We start from the raw sequence: 16,216 nt of genomic DNA on the forward strand, positions 1-16,216 counted from the left end.
ATGTGCACCACCCTTTTCTATTAATTTTGTTCTTAATTATGTGGTTGTTTATTCCCTTGTTTCGGGGGCTTAAAAAACGCTTCTTTCCGGGGAAACTTGTTGAGCAAAATACAAGCATATACTTCCCGTATACGGTAAAAAAAGGTTTTGTAGTTTTTTGAAAAAATCACAAGTATTATATTTAAAATGTGCTTTGTTGTATAATTATTTAATTGTTTTTTTACTTATTAGGGAAGTAAACGTTCTACAAATATATATTTAAATTCATTTTGCAAATGTTCAGCCATCTTATAAATATGATAAACAAATGCAAAATTATGCACAATAACATTAAAATGAGAATCTTTACTTTTAAAAAACATAATTCTATGAATTATTTCTGTTAGTATAATTTTTTGAACTGAGTCATAGTTTTTCTTTTTAAAAAGAAATAAAGAGAGAAAAATTTTGGCATTTTTGATTTTCACTCTCTAACTATTAGGTAGATGATAAGCCCTATTATTCCGGTTAGTAGAACTATCAGCAGCCAGATTACACCTTCCATACCCCTTTCTTCAGCATCCCTATATACCCAGACACCTAGGACAATCGCTAACACACACCATAGGAGTGCAATTATAAATGGTACGAAGGCGAACAGTGCCCAGCCGAATTGAAGTGCAATAATTTTCTATTCCTCCGTTTTTAGATTTTTTGATTTAATACGTGGATTTGTAAGTTTTTTTCTTTTAAGAATTTTTATTTCCAGACGGGTTCTCGTTTTTGTTCAAAGGCGGTTAGTCCTTCTAATAGGTTGTCTCTTTCCTCTGCCATGAATTTTAGGAATATTTCCTGCTCCAGTTTTAGACCCTCCTCTACCGGTAGGTCTCGGGCTTTGTTTGCTAGATATTTCATGAATTTTAGTCCGCCGGGATTTCTTTTCCCTATGGTTGCTGCTATGCTTTCCGCCTCTTCCATAAGTTTATCTGCAGGTACCACTTTGTAAACTAGTCCCATTTCCTTGGCTTCTTCTGGTGTAACCCATCTCGCCGTGAAGAGGAGATACTTAGCATTCTGATCTCCAACCTTTTTGGGCAGTCTTATGGATCCACCTCCGCCGGGTATGAGACCGAATTTTGCGTGGTAATCGCCGATTCGGGCAGTATCCGCCGCTAGAACTATGTCGCAGCAGAGAATGAGCTCTAGGCCTCCAGCTAGAGCGAAACCGTTTACCGCCGCTATTACGGGCATTCTGGTTTTTTCCAAGTTGGTGAAGGCCTCATTTAACGTTTCTATCATTTCTCTACCCTTTTCGATGTCTTCGCCCATCATGAGCCCTTTCACGAATTTTAAGTCCGCCCCGGTTGAGAACACACCACCGGAACCCGTAATTATGAGAGCCTTAATTTTGCGGTTTTTTTCTAAACTTTTTACTGCTTCCAGAAATTCTTTTGTTATTTGATCATTCCAGCTATTCATAGCCTCGGGTCTATTCAGAGTTATTTTTGCAATTCCTTTTTCCTCATCTGTTTCCAGAATCAAACACTCATAAAACATAGAAGTTTCCTCCATACAGTATATTAAATAAGAAACTACTTCCACCCACTCGATTCAAAATAAGTTATATATTTTTCGTTAACTTTCACAGCTAAACTAAATAAACTTTCAATTCCAAAAAAGATAACAAAAAATTTGAGGAGAAATAATCCGAAGAAAAGAAAAAATTTGGGAATTTTTATTATTTTAAGCCTTTTTGGCCAATCTTTCTAACTCCTTTTCTCTCAGTTTTCTCCTGAAAACCTTGCCCACCGCGGTTCTGGGAATCGCATCAATGAACTCCACTTTTCGGGGATACTTGTATCCTGCCATTTTTTCTTTTGCCCAATCGATGATTTCCTGCTCTTTTACTTTGCCCTTATACTCATCTTTGGGTACCACAAAGGCTTTGATAGTTTCACCTTTCTCCGGGTCGGGTAATCCGATTACCACAACTTGAAGTATTGCGGGGTGCTTTAGCAATTCGCTTTCCACATCATCCGGCATAACCTTGTAACCCTTATATTTGATTATATCTTTGAATCGCCCCTCTATGTAAAAGTAGCCATTTTCATCCATTCTAGCTAAATCCCCAGTATGAAGCCAACCATCCTCGGTAAGGGTTTCCCTTGTTTTTTCCGGTTGCCTCCAGTAGCCTTTCATCACCTGTGGTCCCCGAACCATTAGTTCACCAATCTCTCCTGGGGGCAACTCCTTGGTTCCGGTTTCCAAGTCCACGATTTTGGCATCCGTGTCAAGTATTGGTATTCCTATGCTGTTCCCGATTTTAGGCAACCAGGGAGGTTGACTGTGTGTTACCGGACCTGCCTCGGAGAGCCCGTAGCCCTGCCCCACATCAAGGTTCGTGACTTTTTTCCACTGCTCGGAAATCACAGTTTGCAGAGTATCCGCTCCGGATACCGCCATTTTTAGTGAGGAGAGATCGTACTTTCCAAAATTGGGATGGTTAACCATTACAAAGTACATGAGCGGAATTCCTATGAAAGCTTCGCTCTTATACTTTTCAATATCCCTCATCACCATATCGGCATCAAACCCAAGGTACATAACCATCATGGCTTTGGCATACACATAGGACTGAACCATGGTGAACCCAAATACGTGGCACATGGGCAGGGTGGCAATAACTGTGCCCATTCCCTCTCTGGATCTGTCCATTCCGTACTGAGCATGGGCGCTTGCTATGACGTCTGCAACGATGTTGTAGTGGGTTAACATTACTCCTTTGGGTAGCCCGGTGGTTCCTCCACTGTACATTAGAGCACAGACATCCTCCTTGGGTTTTATGGTTACTTCTGGTGGTTTTGGGGGGTACTTTTCCACCATCTCCCAGAAGTCTATGGTTCCCGGTTTTTTCTCGCCCACCACGATTACGTTTTCTAATTCCACTTCCTCCAGTGCTTGCTGCACCACGGAATAAAGGTTAGAGGTACATATCAGAGTTTGTATAATACCGCTATCTCTTACAATGTGAGCAATGTCTGGGGCTTTCAGTAGAGGGTTTATTGGAGTACATGCGGCTCCGGTTTGAGTTATGCCGTAGAGGGAAAATACAAATTCCGGACAGTTAGCCATGAAGACTGCTACTGAGGCGTCCTTTCCTATCCCCAAATCTGCCAATGCGGCTGCAATCTTATCACTATTATACATGAACTCACGGTAGGTATACTTGGTCTCAGTTGGAGTGTAATAAACAGCCACATTATTTGGAAAATTTTCCGCTGCGGCTCGGCCGAAATAGTGTATGGGGATTTCAGGATACTTAATAGTTCTCGGAATTTCCAACTTTTCTCCTTCGGTAGAGACCGCTTCGCGATACCATTTCTCCCAGGGGCGATTTGCACTGACCCAAGGACTGGGATTCTCAAAATCAGCTTCAACCTCAAACAGAGGCTCCTCTTTACTCGCTCCACTCAAACTAAAACCTCCAAATATACAAAATTTATTAAAAATATATATTTAGTATTAGATAAAAATGCTTCTGTTCAAGAATGTGGGCTAGGAATCCTTTAATTTATAAATTTGAATGGTAAGGTTTAATCAACTGTTGTTATTGTTAGACTTGGATTGGAGGCTTGTTGTTGAGTAGTACCCGTATAATTGCTGTGTCTGGAAAGGGAGGAGCTGGTAAAACTGTCATCACAGCTCTTATGGCAATTGTTCTCAGAGAGGTTCCGAGGCTTCGTCTGCTTCTTATTGACGGGGATCCCTCAATGTCTCACTTGGCAAGAATACTGGGACTTAGGGTGGAGCGGACACTGGAAGACCTTAGAGGGGATGTTATAAAGGTGGCGAGTGAGGGTGATGAGGAGGAAAAGGGGGAAATGGTGAAATCACTGGACTATTATCTCTTTGAAGCTCTAGTTGAGGATAAAGGATTTAATCTCCTAGCTATGGGCACTCCGGATAGTCCGGGTTGCTTCTGTCCAGCAAACACTCTGCTTAGAGACGCTATTGAAACTTTATCAAAAAACTTTGATATGACCGTTGTCGACTGTGAGGCGGGACTGGAACAGATAAACAGAAAAGTTGTGAGATCTGTGAACAGACTCCTAATCGTCACTGACCCTACACTAAGGGGACTCCAAACCGCAGATGCGATAAGGAAAACGGCTGACCGGTACACCCACTACCAAGAAATGGGACTCATAATCAACAGGATAAGAAGCCCCGCTGAAGCAAGCAAAATAATAAAGGAAGCGGCTACACTCCAGTTAAAGGTGCTGGGCACGGTGCCTGAAGACGAGAACATCTCAAAACTGGACACCCTTGGAAAGCCCATAACAGAAATTACAAGTGATGCACCGAGCCTAAAAGCTGTTAGGAAAATATGTGAAAGTCTTAAGGTTTAGCAGTCAAACAATTCTCCTCGGGTATTTTCCATAATTTCTAAAAGCTTTAATCATTACGTCAACATTTTCAGGTTTAAGATCTATTGCTTCTGGTTGGGGATAAGCTCGTCCCATGAAGCCCCCATCGAAGCTTCCTAGAGCCTCAATCATGTGTTTTGCGGCTTTCTCTATTTCTTCCCTAGTTCCAGTCTGGAGAGTTTTTTGGATATCCACTACACAGAAAAAGCACATTTTTCCCCCGAATTCCTTTCCCAATCGGTCCACTCCTGAGAGCTCCGGTTGGTCGAGTTGAAGAACGTCTAGCTTAATTTCAACGAGGTCTTGTATGATATCATAGATGTATCCGCAACTGTGAAGGAAGAAGCGCATTCCCCGGTTATGGGCCGCTTTGATCATCTTTTTGTATCGAGGCTTGAAGAACTCCCTCCAGATTTTTGGGCGCATCCATAATCCTTGCTGAGTACCAAAGTCGTCGTAAGCTATAACTCCATGAGCTCCCCTGGAACTCCACATCTCTATTATTCCCAAGTAAAAATCTGTCACCTGGTCTGCTAATTCCTCCGCCATTTCCCTTTCTAGGTAAAGGTCTTTTAGAATTGTGTCGGCTCCTCTGAGGAACTGGAGACGCTGGAACAGGGTGATATCAAGATTTCCCAGAACATACCTATCTTCTGCCCAAGTGGAAATTTGGTGCTCAGCACCCGGAATCTCGAATGTGAAATCTCCAATCTGGTATGGAATAGGGTCTATAAACCGCTCCTCCAAGTAGGGGTCCGGAAATTCATAATCCTCCAGCTTGTTCCAAGAGGTAATAGGTGGGATAACCACATTGCCCATAGTTTTGCCTCCCAGATTCTCCCAGACACAACCCCATTCATCCTCTCCTTTCCGCCTCGGCTTCCAGCCCCTCGGATGAGTGTAAAGCACCTCGACAAAATCACTTTCAATCCAAGGATTCTCAGGATTCAGCAATAGGCGATAAACAGGCACCCAATCCGGGGCCTCAAATTCGATAGCTCTTATAACGTTCTCCAAGCGATCCATGGAATCTTTTACTCTCCTTTACTAAATCCTAAAATATTGGCATCATTATCTTTTTGTATAAAAATATGTTACTTATCTTTTTTTTAAGAATGAGGTGCTTTTCCACCCAGATTTACAATTTAGAACCAATATTAATTTATTTGAGAATCTAATATTTATTCTATATTAACTGTTAAAAATTGTTAAATGTATATAAATGATATAGGTTTAGGTATAGAGATTAGTAATTAAATGGGGTGACTCATTGGCGAAGTTGGAAAAGTTTAGGGAGATTTCATCCGCTCTGAAGAACTCGTATGTTGATGAGTGGAAGAAACAGGGAAGAAAAATTATCGGATACACGTGTACTTACGCTCCGGAGGAGATAATTCATGCTGCCGGCATAATGCCCTACAGAATTAGAGGCGTTACCTGCACAGATACCTCAAATGCTGACGTGTACATGGCCAGATTTAACTGCAGTTTCTGTCGAGCGGTTCTTGAACTAGGCCTCACAGGAGCCTATGACTTCTTAGACGGTTTCTGCTACCTTAATGGATGCGATCACATACGTAGGGTCTACGACAACTGGGTCAAACTGGTCAATATTCCCTTTAATCATTTTCTACCTGTGCCTCACATAATCTCCGAGGACGGTTTCAACTACTATATGGAGGGAGTTAAGGGCTTTAAAGAACACATAGAGCAACACTTTGATATGCATATTACTGACGAGAAGCTAAGGGATTCAATAAGGGTTTATAATGAGAGCCGCGAGCTTTTGGAAAAACTCTACGAATTTAGAAACCGTGAATATCCACCGGTTACTGGTGCCCAGAGTCTTAGCATAGTTGCGGCTTCCTCGGCTATGCCCAGAGAAGAATTCAATATCCTACTAGGTGATGTGTTAAAGGAATTAGAAAATATGGATGGCATAAGGGATTATGATGCTCGACTGATGATTGTGGGGAGTGAGCTTGATCATCCCAGTCTTATTGAGTTAATTGAGGACTTGGGAGGCCTGGTGGTCACGGATGCTCTCTGTTTTGGAACGAGACAGTTTAAGGGTCTGGTGAGTGAGGAGGGAGATCCCTTGGAAGCAATTGTCAAACGTTACTATGAGCATAATCCTTGCCCGCGTATGTTAAGGGAGTATCCTAAGAAGCTCGGTTTTGTGAGGGAGATGGCTGAGAAATTCAAGGTTGATGGCGTGATTTTTGAGAGGATTGCCTTCTGTGACCCTCATGGTGTGGATAATGTGATGTTTAGTAAAGAACTCGAGGAAGAAGACATTCCTACCCTAGTGCTTGAGAGGGATTACCTGATTAGCGATGTGGGTCGGTTCCGGACCAGAGTGCAAGCATTCCTCGAAAGGATAGGAGCATAGAAAAATGTTAGAGAACGGAAAAGAACACGCAAAGCTTATGTCCCTGACTTTCAGCATAGCAGGGAAATTCATAGATTCAGTGGATCTAACTCAGGCTCTCGCCACTCTCACGCCAGAGGAACAGGCCGTGTTGGGAACTCTCCAGATAGCATTGGCGGAAGTGATACCTAAGCCCAAGCTCAAGGACATAGCTCGGGAGTGGATAAAGTGTAATTACATTTATTGGAAGGATACTGTATTAGGGGGGCTGGAGGAGGGAAAAAAGGTGGTCTACTTCTACTTCACGCACTCGCCGGAAATCTACTTCGCCATGGATCTGATACCGATATGTGCAGAGTATCAGCCAGCGCTGGCTTCGGCGGTTTGGGCTAACGGGGCTGAGGAGGGTATTGACCGCATTGAGGCGGAGGGGTTACCCAGTCACCTCTGTTCAACTCAGAAGGGAACCATGGGCTGGCTCCTAATGAATAAGGTACCCAAGCCAGACGTAATAGTGAAACCGGTTGGCATATGTGACCCGAGCAATATGGCTTACCAGTGGATGGCGGATAAGACTGGTGCCGAATTCATTCCAATAGACACCCCCTACTCCCTGTCTGCTGAGGCCTTCGAGTACTATCTTAAAGAATTCAAAAATATGGTTGCCAAGCTGGAAGAGGTAACGGGGCAGAAGCTTGACCCCGAAAGGCTCAGAGAGGTAGTGGAATGCGGCAACAAGGCCTATGAGTACTTCCTAGAAAACCTTGAGTTGAGAAAGGCAGTTCCCTGTCCTGATCCGAGCCTCAGCCATCTTTTATCCGCTGGGACTATGCTCACCAGTGTGGGGAGACCTGAAGCCATAGATTACTTTAAAATGTGTAGAGATGTGGCAAAGAGAAACGTGGAGAAAGGTGTGGGAGTTTTACCCGAAGGAGTGCAAGAGATAAGAACTCTCTGGACCAATGTACCGATACTTTTTGACTTTCCTTTTTATGACTGGATAGAGGAGGATTTGGGGGCAGTACACCTCTTCGATTGCCTAGACTGGTTCTTCACAGAACCCATAGATACCTCAAGCACCGAGAGCATGATAAGGGGACTTGCTGAGAGATCCTTCAACTGGCCCATGCACCGCCAGTCCATGGCCTACGCTGATGATTGGATAGATGACTTTGTGTGGCTAGCAAAAGAGTATAAGGCTGATTGCTGCATATTCGGGGGACACATGGCTTGTAAGCACAGCTGGGGTTTAAACAAACTTCTGAGCGATACTCTCAAAAAAGAGGTGGGTATTCCCTCACTGCGCTTCGACATGGACCTAGCCGATAAACGATTCACATCAATAGCAGATATCAAGGCTAAAATGACAGAGTTCATAAAAACCGTTCGAGAAACAAAGAAAGATTAATATTTTTGAGAGGTATAAGTGTAAAAGCTTTTTCTGATATGGTTGGAGAGTAGGAAAATGTCGGATAATGGCACAGAATTCGCAAGGCTCATGGCAATGACTTTCAAAATACAAGAAAAATTCCTAGATGCCGGTGATCTAGAGAAAGCACTGGGCTTACTTACGGAAGAGGAAATGAAAGTTTTAGGAATGCTCCAAGTTGGACTGGCTCGTTTAATACAGCCTAAGCGCAGGGAGATGGCTAAGCAGTGGGTAAAATGCGGCTACAAATACTGGAACGATATCGTTCTTAAAGGACTGGAGGAGGGAAAAAAGGTGGTCTACTTTTTCTTCACCCACTCTCCAGAAATCTACTACGCAATGGATCTAATACCGATATGTGTAGAGTACCAGTCGGTGACCGGTGCACTGGCTTGGGCTAATGGGGCAGAGGATGGAATAGACAGGATTGAGGCTGAGGGTTTCCCCAGCCACCTCTGTTCAACACAGAAGGCCACCATGGGCTATCTTCTAATGAACAAGGTGCCCAAGCCAGACATAATAGTGAAACCGGTTGGGGCGTGTGATGCGAGTAACATGGCCTACCAGTGGATGGCGGAGACAACCGATGCGAAGTTTATTCCCATTGACACCCCGTATGCCATGGATGCTAAATCCTTTGAGTATTATGCTCGAGAGTTTAGAAAGGTGGTTACCAGGCTAGAGGAGATCACGGGACAGAAGCTTGATCCTGAAAGACTCAGAGAGGTTGTGGAGTATTCAAACGAGGCCTACGAATACTTGCTTGAAACCCTGGAACTCAGAAAAACGGTTCCCTGCCCAGATCCCGGTTTCAGCCATATTTCGGCTGCAGGAGTAATGCTCACAAGTGTAGGGCATCCCGAAGGCATATCCTACTTTAAAACATGCAGAGACATCGCTAAAAACAACATGGAGAGAGGCCTTGGAGTAGTGCCCGAGGGAATGGAGGAGATAAGAACCATTTGGACTAACGTACCAATACTCTTTGACATCTCCATTTATGAGTGGATGGAGGAAGAGCTCGGAGCGGTACACCTTTTTGACGCCCTCGACTGGTTCTTCACCCAGCCCATAGACACTTCAAACACCGAGACAACAATAAGAGGACTCGCTGAGAGATCCTTCAACTGGCCCATGCACCGGCAGGGCTTGGGCTACGCTGATACTTGGATAGATGACTTTGTGTGGCTAGCAAAAGAGTATAGGGCGGACTGCGCCATATTTGGAGGACACATGGCTTGTAAGCACAGCTGGGCTATGAACAAGCTTCTAAGCGACGCTCTCAAGGAACGGGCGGGAATCCCCTCGCTCCGGTTTGATATGGATATCGCGGATAAACGGTTTACTTCCATAGCGGATATTAAGGCCAAGATGACGGAGTTTGTAAAAACCGTCAGGGAATCCAAGAGGAGGAGTCACGGTTGATTGTTGCTGGTTGTGATGTTGGCTCGCTTACGGCAGAAGCAGTAATTATGGAAGACAATAAGATTATGGCTTATGAAATTATTCGGGTACGTCCCCGGCCGGAGCAGTCGGCGAGCGATGTGATGAATAAGACACTGGAGAAGGCCGGCCTCAGAATGGATGAGATAGAATATTGTGTTAGTACCGGCTATGGTCGGGATAGAATTCCTTTCGCTCAGAAAAACGTTAGTGAAATTTCATGCCACGGTAGGGGTGCACAGTGGCTGGTACCAAGTATAAGGACGGTGGTGGACGTGGGAGGACAGGATTGTAAAGTCATTAGTGTGGATGAGCGGGGACGCGTACAAGACTTCGTTATGAACGAGAAGTGTGCGGCAGGAACCGGAAGATTCTTGGAAATAATGGCTAAGACACTCGGTTTAACCATTGAGGAACTGGGACCGGCATCCTTGAAGGCGGAGAATCCGGTGGACATCACAAGCCAGTGCAGCGTATTCACCGAATTTGAAACTATGGTTCTAATCAATGAGGGAAAAAAGATTGAGGACATCGCCGCAGGAATAAATCAGGCTATGGCCAGAAGGGTCTACGCCCTGGTAAATCGAATAGTTGTCAAAAAAGATTTGGGAATAACCGGTGGAGTGGCGAAAAACGTAGCAGTGGTAAAAAACCTTGAGGAGATTATCGGAATGAAAGCAGTGGAATTCCCTCAGGACCCTCAAATTATGGGAGCCTTGGGAGCCGCACTCTTTGCCAAGGAGAACTTCCTTAAACAGCAGAGGAGGACGTAAAACATTGATTTTTGCGGGCTGTGATGTGGGAACATTAACCACAAAGGTGGTACTATTAAAAAATGATCAGGTTTTGGCTTACAGCATAGTGCCCACAGAGGCCAAAGCAGAGCAATCCGCAGGAAACGCAATGAATCAGGCACTATCAAATGCGGGCATCACTCTTGAGGATGTGAAGTACTGTGTGGGCTGCGGTTGGGGTGCTGGAAGAATCCCCTATGCAAATGAGACTGAAAGCGAGATGCGGAGCGGAGCAGCAGGAGCACTGTGGCTTCTGCCCAGTGTAAGAACGGTGATTGATGTGGGGGGACTCTTCACAAGAGTTGCGCAAATCGACCAGGAGGGAAGAGTGGTCGACTATGTAATGAACGATAAGTGTGCTAGTGGAACTGGAAGATTTCTGGAGATAATGGCGGAGGCCCTCGAAATTAAGCCGGACGATTTTGATTCCTCTTCACTCCAAGGATCAAATCCCGTGCACATAACCAGTCAGTGTAGTGTTTTTGCCGAGAGTGAGGTTATAACCTATGTCAATGAGGGAGCGGAAATCGCAGACATTGTGAGTGGAATTAATAACTCCATAGCCCTTAGAACAGCCACCCTGGTGGGAAGACTGGGAGTCATAGAAGACGTAATAATCATAGGAGGAGTGGCGAAAAACCTAGCAATGGTGAAAAGCCTGGAGGAAAAAATAGGGGTAGAAATCAAAAAAGTGAACCATGATCCCCAAATAGTGCAAGCGCTGGGAGCAGCACTAATAGCCGAGCAAAAAGCAGATTAACACTCCCCACTTGGAGGTAAACTGTTGGAGATATTCGACCTAATGATTGAGGAGTTAAGACAACGCATAGAAAACTGGAAAGAACAGGGAAGAAAAGTAAGAGAGAAACAGTGTTCTACAAGTGTTGAAAATTTGAAGGGAAGTCTTCCAATAAGCAAGCAGCCGGGAATAATTCTTAAAGAAGATACTTTTGTCGAGCTGGGAAATCCCAAAACCGCTTCAGCAGCTCTTGTGCTGTGGACCAAGAATCTAGAACTTGTAAGAGACGGAAAAATAACAATTGTCGGTCCCGATATCCCCGAATCAGAGGGTAATTTGCCATTCGCCCAGATTCTGATAGCCCAAACTAAGGGTTTGGAACCCGAAGACTATCGGCTGCTCAGCCGCAACCAGTACAATCTAAACCTAGAGGGATATATGTTGAGGGCGGTTCCCCAGCGTCAAAGAGTATGGAGTAGAGTCAGCAGGGAAGCCGTGGAAAGAGGTTTTACACTAGAGACTCTGGGAAGAGCACTGATGGTAAGCCTTAAAGAGAATCCTCCAGTGGCAGAAGCTGTGGAGGTAATATTTGTAACCTCCGGTGAGGAGGATGTGAGAGAACTCGGTGCAATAACCGAGAAAGCCTGGAGAACAGCAACCCCAGTAAAATCCACTCCTGCGTACGATTGTACCAACTGTGAAAACGAGGAAATCTGCGATGAAATATGGAGAATGCTTCAACTCCGCCGGGGACTAAGCCCAAATGGTAAAAGACCCCCAATCCTCTGCTCAGAATTCCAAGAATCTAATAGTAGTGATATTTAAACAATCAGTGGTTTATTCTCTCCTCAGATTTAGATTTCAACACTCTTCTGAAACTAAACCCACTAGTAAAATGATTAAACCGATTACACCAACCATAAAGGAAACAAAGAATGGCAAAGTGTCTAGCGAAGAATCTGACTTAAAGCTCCTGGGGGAATAAATCCCAACGTATACTGGTAATATGCTCCCATACCGAGTTGATAGCTAGGAGAATAACTAGGATATATTAAGAACTTAAGGTAAGGACTGAAGAGAAAAATTGCAAGGCCAAGTATCAAAAGAACGATTCCTAATACAATTAATCCAGTTCTCACCCCTCTTCTCTCCTCCTCTAAATTATATTTTGTGAATATCTTAAATAAAATAAAGAAATTTATTTCTAACGGTGATGGCAAAAAACTAGTTTAAATGAGGATTACAGGGACATAGTTATTAAATTTGAAAGGAATTCTTATATTCTAATAGCTATTTTGATACCTTTTTTCTGATTTAAACTGTTTTGATATTTAGAGGTAATTGTACAGTGAAGTTGGAACCTTTGCCGACCTTGCTTTCAACCATGATTCTGCCATTGTGAGCCTTTACTAGTCTGTCACATACCGCTAGTCCTAATCCTTGCCCCCTAGCTTTGGTGGTGAATAGTGGTTGGAAAAGCTTAGGCATGATTTCTTCCGGTATGCCTTCACCAGTATCCTTTATGCTTATAAAAGCCTGGTTCTCTTTTTTGAAAGCGCTTATGGTTAATTGTCCTCCTTCAGGCATGGCTTGCAAAGCGTTTATTATCAAGTTGGAGAAGACGCGCCGCATTATTGCTGGGTCAATCCTCAAAGGTGTAAAATTCTCTTCAGCATCAATGGAAACCTTAACGTTTTCAGGAAGAATCATAGTTAAAAGAATATCATTTATTAATTGTGGTAAATTGGTTTCAACTATTTGTGGCTCAACAGGCCTGGCGTAATCCTCAAGATCGGAAACAATCTTGTTCATGTAGTCAACTTGTTCCTCAATTGTTTTTAGCAATTCCACTAATTCTTGGTTCTGTTTTTTATTTTCGGGGGCGGATATGGACTTCAACCTTCCGTTGGCTAAATAGATTGAGCCAATAATGACCTGTAGCGGGTTGCGGAGATCATGACCTACCATAGAAGCTGTCTCACCTATAGCCGCCATTCGCTCAGCATTCCTCAGTTGCTTAGTTCTTTCCTCAACTAATTCTTCCAATCGCTCAGAATAACTTCTAAGTTCCTCCTCCATCCTCTTGCGCTCAGTGACATCAAGGATAGAAACAAAAACTTTGGACCAAGTCTCCTCGTAGCCCGGAGCCACGTTTAATCTCAAGCTAATGTTCTTACTTCCGCCAGACAGAGTTTTATTAATGGTTTCACATTCGAACATTTCTCTGCCTTCAATGAGACTTAGGAGTTCTTCCTTAAAATCTTCATATGTTTCCTGTTCGAAGATCAGGCTCAAATTACTGAGAAGTTCTTCTTTTTCTTCAGCTTCGTACATATCCAAAGTAGCTTTATTAACGTCAACAATTTTTACCATCGATGCCAATTCTGATAAGATTTCGGGATGATTTTCAAAATACTGTCTAAAATCTTTAATTCCTGCGTCTCGCAAATTATCAATATACCCCTTAACTTCTGAGAAGTCTTCCTCCCAGAGAGAAATCGGTGAATCCTCAAAAAGACCCCGATACCGCCGCTCATTCTCCTCCAGAGCCATCTCCGCAACTTTACGCTCCGTGATATCCCTAGCGATGCTGAGGATTGCAGGCTTTCCTTCGTAATCGATAATCCGGCTACTAACCTCAGTGGGAATGATAATGCCATTTCGCCCTACGTGAGCGGCCTCAAAAATAATACGACCACTATGTTTCAATTCCTCAATCCGTAGAGGCACCCAGTCTGCATACTCTGGTGAGTCAATATCCATAGGAGTCATTTGTAATAATTCTTCCCGGCTATAGCCTAGGCGTTCACAGGCTACACGATTGACTTCCAAGAATCGACCTTCTAAGTCATGGATGAAGATGGCGTCACTGGCGCTGTTGAAAAGCTCCCTATAACGCCTTTCAGAATTCGCCAGCAACTCTTCCATCAGCTTGCGCTCTGTGATGTCCAAAACTGCTGCAAGAGCACCAGAATAATTTCCGTCATCATCAATGATTGGTGATGTGCCTAATCGCGTGTAAATTCTTGTCCCGTCTTTACGTAAGAATTCGAAATCGTGTTCTTCACTGATTCCACGTCTGCGCCGTTCTAATTTTTCTTGAGCAATTTTCACCACTTTTTCGTCCATAAATGTAAAGAAATGTTTACCAAGCATCTCATCTACGCTGTATCCCAACATTTCCGCTAAACGCTCATTTACAAATATAGTTCGGCCCTCAGCATCAATGGCCCAAAGGCCTTCATACAAATTCTGCATTAATTTGAAGTAAAGCTCTTCTCTGGTCTTCAACTTTTTCTGGCTCTCGGCAAATTTATTATCCGCCAATCTACGCTTTGCAACATCTTCAACCACATACCAAGATTTTCCCTTTTTAATCAGAGTACTAACATGATTCCCCATCACTTCAACAACATCACTAGCAGTGCACTTCTCGATTGAATAAGTACAAATGGCAATCATTCGATAATTATGGATCACATCATTAATTCTAGCTTCATATTCTACGAAATTATCCCAAAGTTTTCGATCCAGCCAGAAAGTGTTTCCAGTAGCACGTAACCCCTCAAAACCCCTTTCAATAGCACCACTTTCCTTATCTACCCACTTCTGGAGAACACTTTCCAGGTTAAATTCGTCACCAAAAAGATACCAAGCATTGTACGGAATAATCTCAATCTGTCCTTTCGTCACATATTTTTCTAAGTCAGGGACAGCTTCCTGAAGTGCTGCGATTGCTTCCTCCACCTCTAAAGGTAGCGAAGTCACCCATATACAAAACTCGTTATTTCTCAATCCTTCCGCAAAAAAGGGAACAAGAATATCTATCAGATCTTCTTTAGTTTCGTAGAACTGGCAAAGATGCGTTCCCCAAGGGATATCGCCGAGCACATCAATCCCGGATTTGCGCATAACGGCGGTGTCCATCATATCTCACCATCTTTTTTAAGAATTATTAATTTTCGCTATATAATTCAAACCTTTCTCTAATATTGAATATTGAGTAAGATTCGGTTTTAAGACACAATTATAACATATTCAGAGCTTGGAAATTTTATTCCCCAAAATTTATTAATTTAATTTTTTGAAATTTACCGCCAACCTGCGTAAAAATTTCTTTCCTATAACAATCTTTTAAATAATTTTTTATAGTAGAACCGCCAGAAAATTAACTTAAATACTTTCCGCATTTCCAAAAAAATGAAACATTTCCTAATGAAAAGAAGATTCCGGGAGATTGCGTCAGAGTGTGGTCACTAGAGAAAAAGCTCTGATTCACTTTTGTATAGATGGCTCCAACTATGATACTTGACAAAACAAAAACGAGATTTTGTGCAGTTTCCCGAGATATTAGAAAAAATTGCACATTTAGAATGGTAACATAAACAAGCTGAACTAATAAATGAACATGAAATAAAGGTAGACTAAAATTAGAACCATCAAAAAAGTCACAAGTAAAACCAGAAAAGAAGGATATGAAAAATATGAACGAGTCTTCTAAAATCCTGATAATTGAAGATGATGAAAAAGTGAGACAGGTTTTAGCAACAATACTCAAAGAACAAGGATACGAAATAGATTTGGCTAAAAATGGTGAGGAAGCAATCAAAAAAATTGAGGTAGATTCATACAAACTTGCATTAATAGATGTTCGCCTTCCAGATATGGATGGGACAAAACTCTTACCTGTGATGCATAAATCCAGTCCAAAAATGGTCAAAATTATGATAACAGGCTACCCCACAATGCGAAGCGCCATTGAAGCCGTAAATAAGGGAGCTGATGGATACATAATTAAACCAATAAAAATTGAAAACCTACTAGAAATTATCAAGGAACATTTGTAACCCACTTTCCGCACCTTTGATTTATTTTTTCCTATTTTTGTAAAATTTAAGCCTGTGGGGGGGAGAAGCCTCCGCGTTTTTGAGCAAAACCATCAAAAGAGTGTGGCTTATTTTGTGTGATGACTCCAGAGGGTGCCGGCTTCTGCGTCCCCTGCCCCCATTTTTCTACACCGTGGCGTTAAAAAAG

General features: G+C 42.9%; 13 protein-coding genes. 8 read left to right on the top strand and 5 right to left on the bottom strand.

Annotated features, from left to right (window positions below):
* Positions 1–463: 463 nt before the first annotated feature.
* From ACUVXA_RS05390 to ACUVXA_RS05400, 3 genes are all read right to left on the bottom strand, one after another.
* Positions 464–598: a PLDc N-terminal domain-containing protein gene (locus ACUVXA_RS05390; protein ID WP_445870218.1), complete on the bottom strand. Its 135-nt coding sequence runs from the start codon at positions 596–598 to the stop codon at positions 464–466.
* A 140-nt stretch (positions 599–738) separates the two neighbouring features.
* Entirely contained in the window at positions 739–1,536 is a 798-nt protein-coding gene (locus tag ACUVXA_RS05395) for an enoyl-CoA hydratase/isomerase family protein (RefSeq protein WP_445870219.1), read from the bottom strand.
* 186 nt (positions 1,537–1,722) lie between these two features.
* Positions 1,723–3,453, bottom strand: coding sequence for an AMP-binding protein (locus ACUVXA_RS05400; protein ID WP_445870220.1), 1,731 nt, complete (start codon positions 3,451–3,453; stop codon positions 1,723–1,725).
* 164 nt (positions 3,454–3,617) lie between these two features.
* Between ACUVXA_RS05400 and ACUVXA_RS05405 the strand changes: the two genes are divergently transcribed.
* The gene (locus ACUVXA_RS05405) at positions 3,618–4,388 is read left to right on the top strand and encodes an ATP-binding protein (protein WP_445870221.1); all 771 of its coding nucleotides are present in this window, start codon (positions 3,618–3,620) and stop codon (positions 4,386–4,388) included.
* Between the two features lie 3 nt (positions 4,389–4,391).
* Here ACUVXA_RS05405 and ACUVXA_RS05410 read toward each other — a convergent pair whose 3' ends face one another.
* Entirely contained in the window at positions 4,392–5,432 is a 1,041-nt protein-coding gene (locus tag ACUVXA_RS05410; RefSeq protein WP_445870222.1) for a uroporphyrinogen decarboxylase family protein, read from the bottom strand.
* A gap of 244 nt (positions 5,433–5,676) precedes the next feature.
* Here ACUVXA_RS05410 and ACUVXA_RS05415 point away from each other — a divergent pair, with 244 nt between their 5' ends.
* From ACUVXA_RS05415 to ACUVXA_RS05440, 6 genes are read left to right on the top strand one after another with little or no spacing between them, the layout of a single operon-like run.
* The gene (locus tag ACUVXA_RS05415) at positions 5,677–6,798 is read left to right on the top strand and encodes a 2-hydroxyacyl-CoA dehydratase subunit D (RefSeq protein WP_445870223.1); all 1,122 of its coding nucleotides are present in this window, start codon (positions 5,677–5,679) and stop codon (positions 6,796–6,798) included.
* A gap of 4 nt (positions 6,799–6,802) precedes the next feature.
* Positions 6,803–8,185 (top strand): 2-hydroxyacyl-CoA dehydratase subunit D, encoded by a 1,383-nt coding sequence (locus ACUVXA_RS05420; protein ID WP_445870224.1) that lies wholly within the window; start codon positions 6,803–6,805, stop codon positions 8,183–8,185.
* Between the two features lie 57 nt (positions 8,186–8,242).
* On the top strand, positions 8,243–9,631 hold the full coding sequence (locus tag ACUVXA_RS05425) for a 2-hydroxyacyl-CoA dehydratase subunit D (protein ID WP_445870225.1): 1,389 nt from the start codon (positions 8,243–8,245) through the stop codon (positions 9,629–9,631).
* Complete coding sequence (locus ACUVXA_RS05430; protein ID WP_445870226.1) at positions 9,628–10,422, top strand: acyl-CoA dehydratase activase; 795 nt, start codon at positions 9,628–9,630, stop codon at positions 10,420–10,422. The genes ACUVXA_RS05425 and ACUVXA_RS05430 overlap by 4 nt, the downstream gene beginning before the upstream one ends.
* Positions 10,382–11,203, top strand: a complete 822-nt coding sequence (locus tag ACUVXA_RS05435; RefSeq protein WP_445870227.1) for an acyl-CoA dehydratase activase — start codon at positions 10,382–10,384, stop codon at positions 11,201–11,203. The genes ACUVXA_RS05430 and ACUVXA_RS05435 overlap by 41 nt, the downstream gene beginning before the upstream one ends.
* 24 nt (positions 11,204–11,227) lie before the next feature.
* Positions 11,228–12,007 carry a hypothetical protein gene (locus ACUVXA_RS05440; protein ID WP_445870228.1) on the top strand — a complete coding sequence of 260 codons (780 nt, stop codon included), beginning with the start codon at positions 11,228–11,230 and terminating at the stop codon, positions 12,005–12,007.
* Positions 12,008–12,496: 489 nt separating this feature from the next.
* Here the strand turns inward: ACUVXA_RS05440 and ACUVXA_RS05445 are convergent, their stop codons facing one another.
* Positions 12,497–15,112: a PAS domain S-box protein gene (locus tag ACUVXA_RS05445; protein WP_445870229.1), complete on the bottom strand. Its 2,616-nt coding sequence runs from the start codon at positions 15,110–15,112 to the stop codon at positions 12,497–12,499.
* Between the two features lie 554 nt (positions 15,113–15,666).
* On the opposite strand from ACUVXA_RS05445, the gene ACUVXA_RS05450 reads away from it, so the two are divergent.
* On the top strand, positions 15,667–16,029 hold the full coding sequence (locus tag ACUVXA_RS05450) for a response regulator (protein WP_445870230.1): 363 nt from the start codon (positions 15,667–15,669) through the stop codon (positions 16,027–16,029).
* Positions 16,030–16,216: the final 187 nt, after the last annotated feature.

This window comes from Candidatus Jordarchaeum sp. (genome assembly GCF_052745115.1).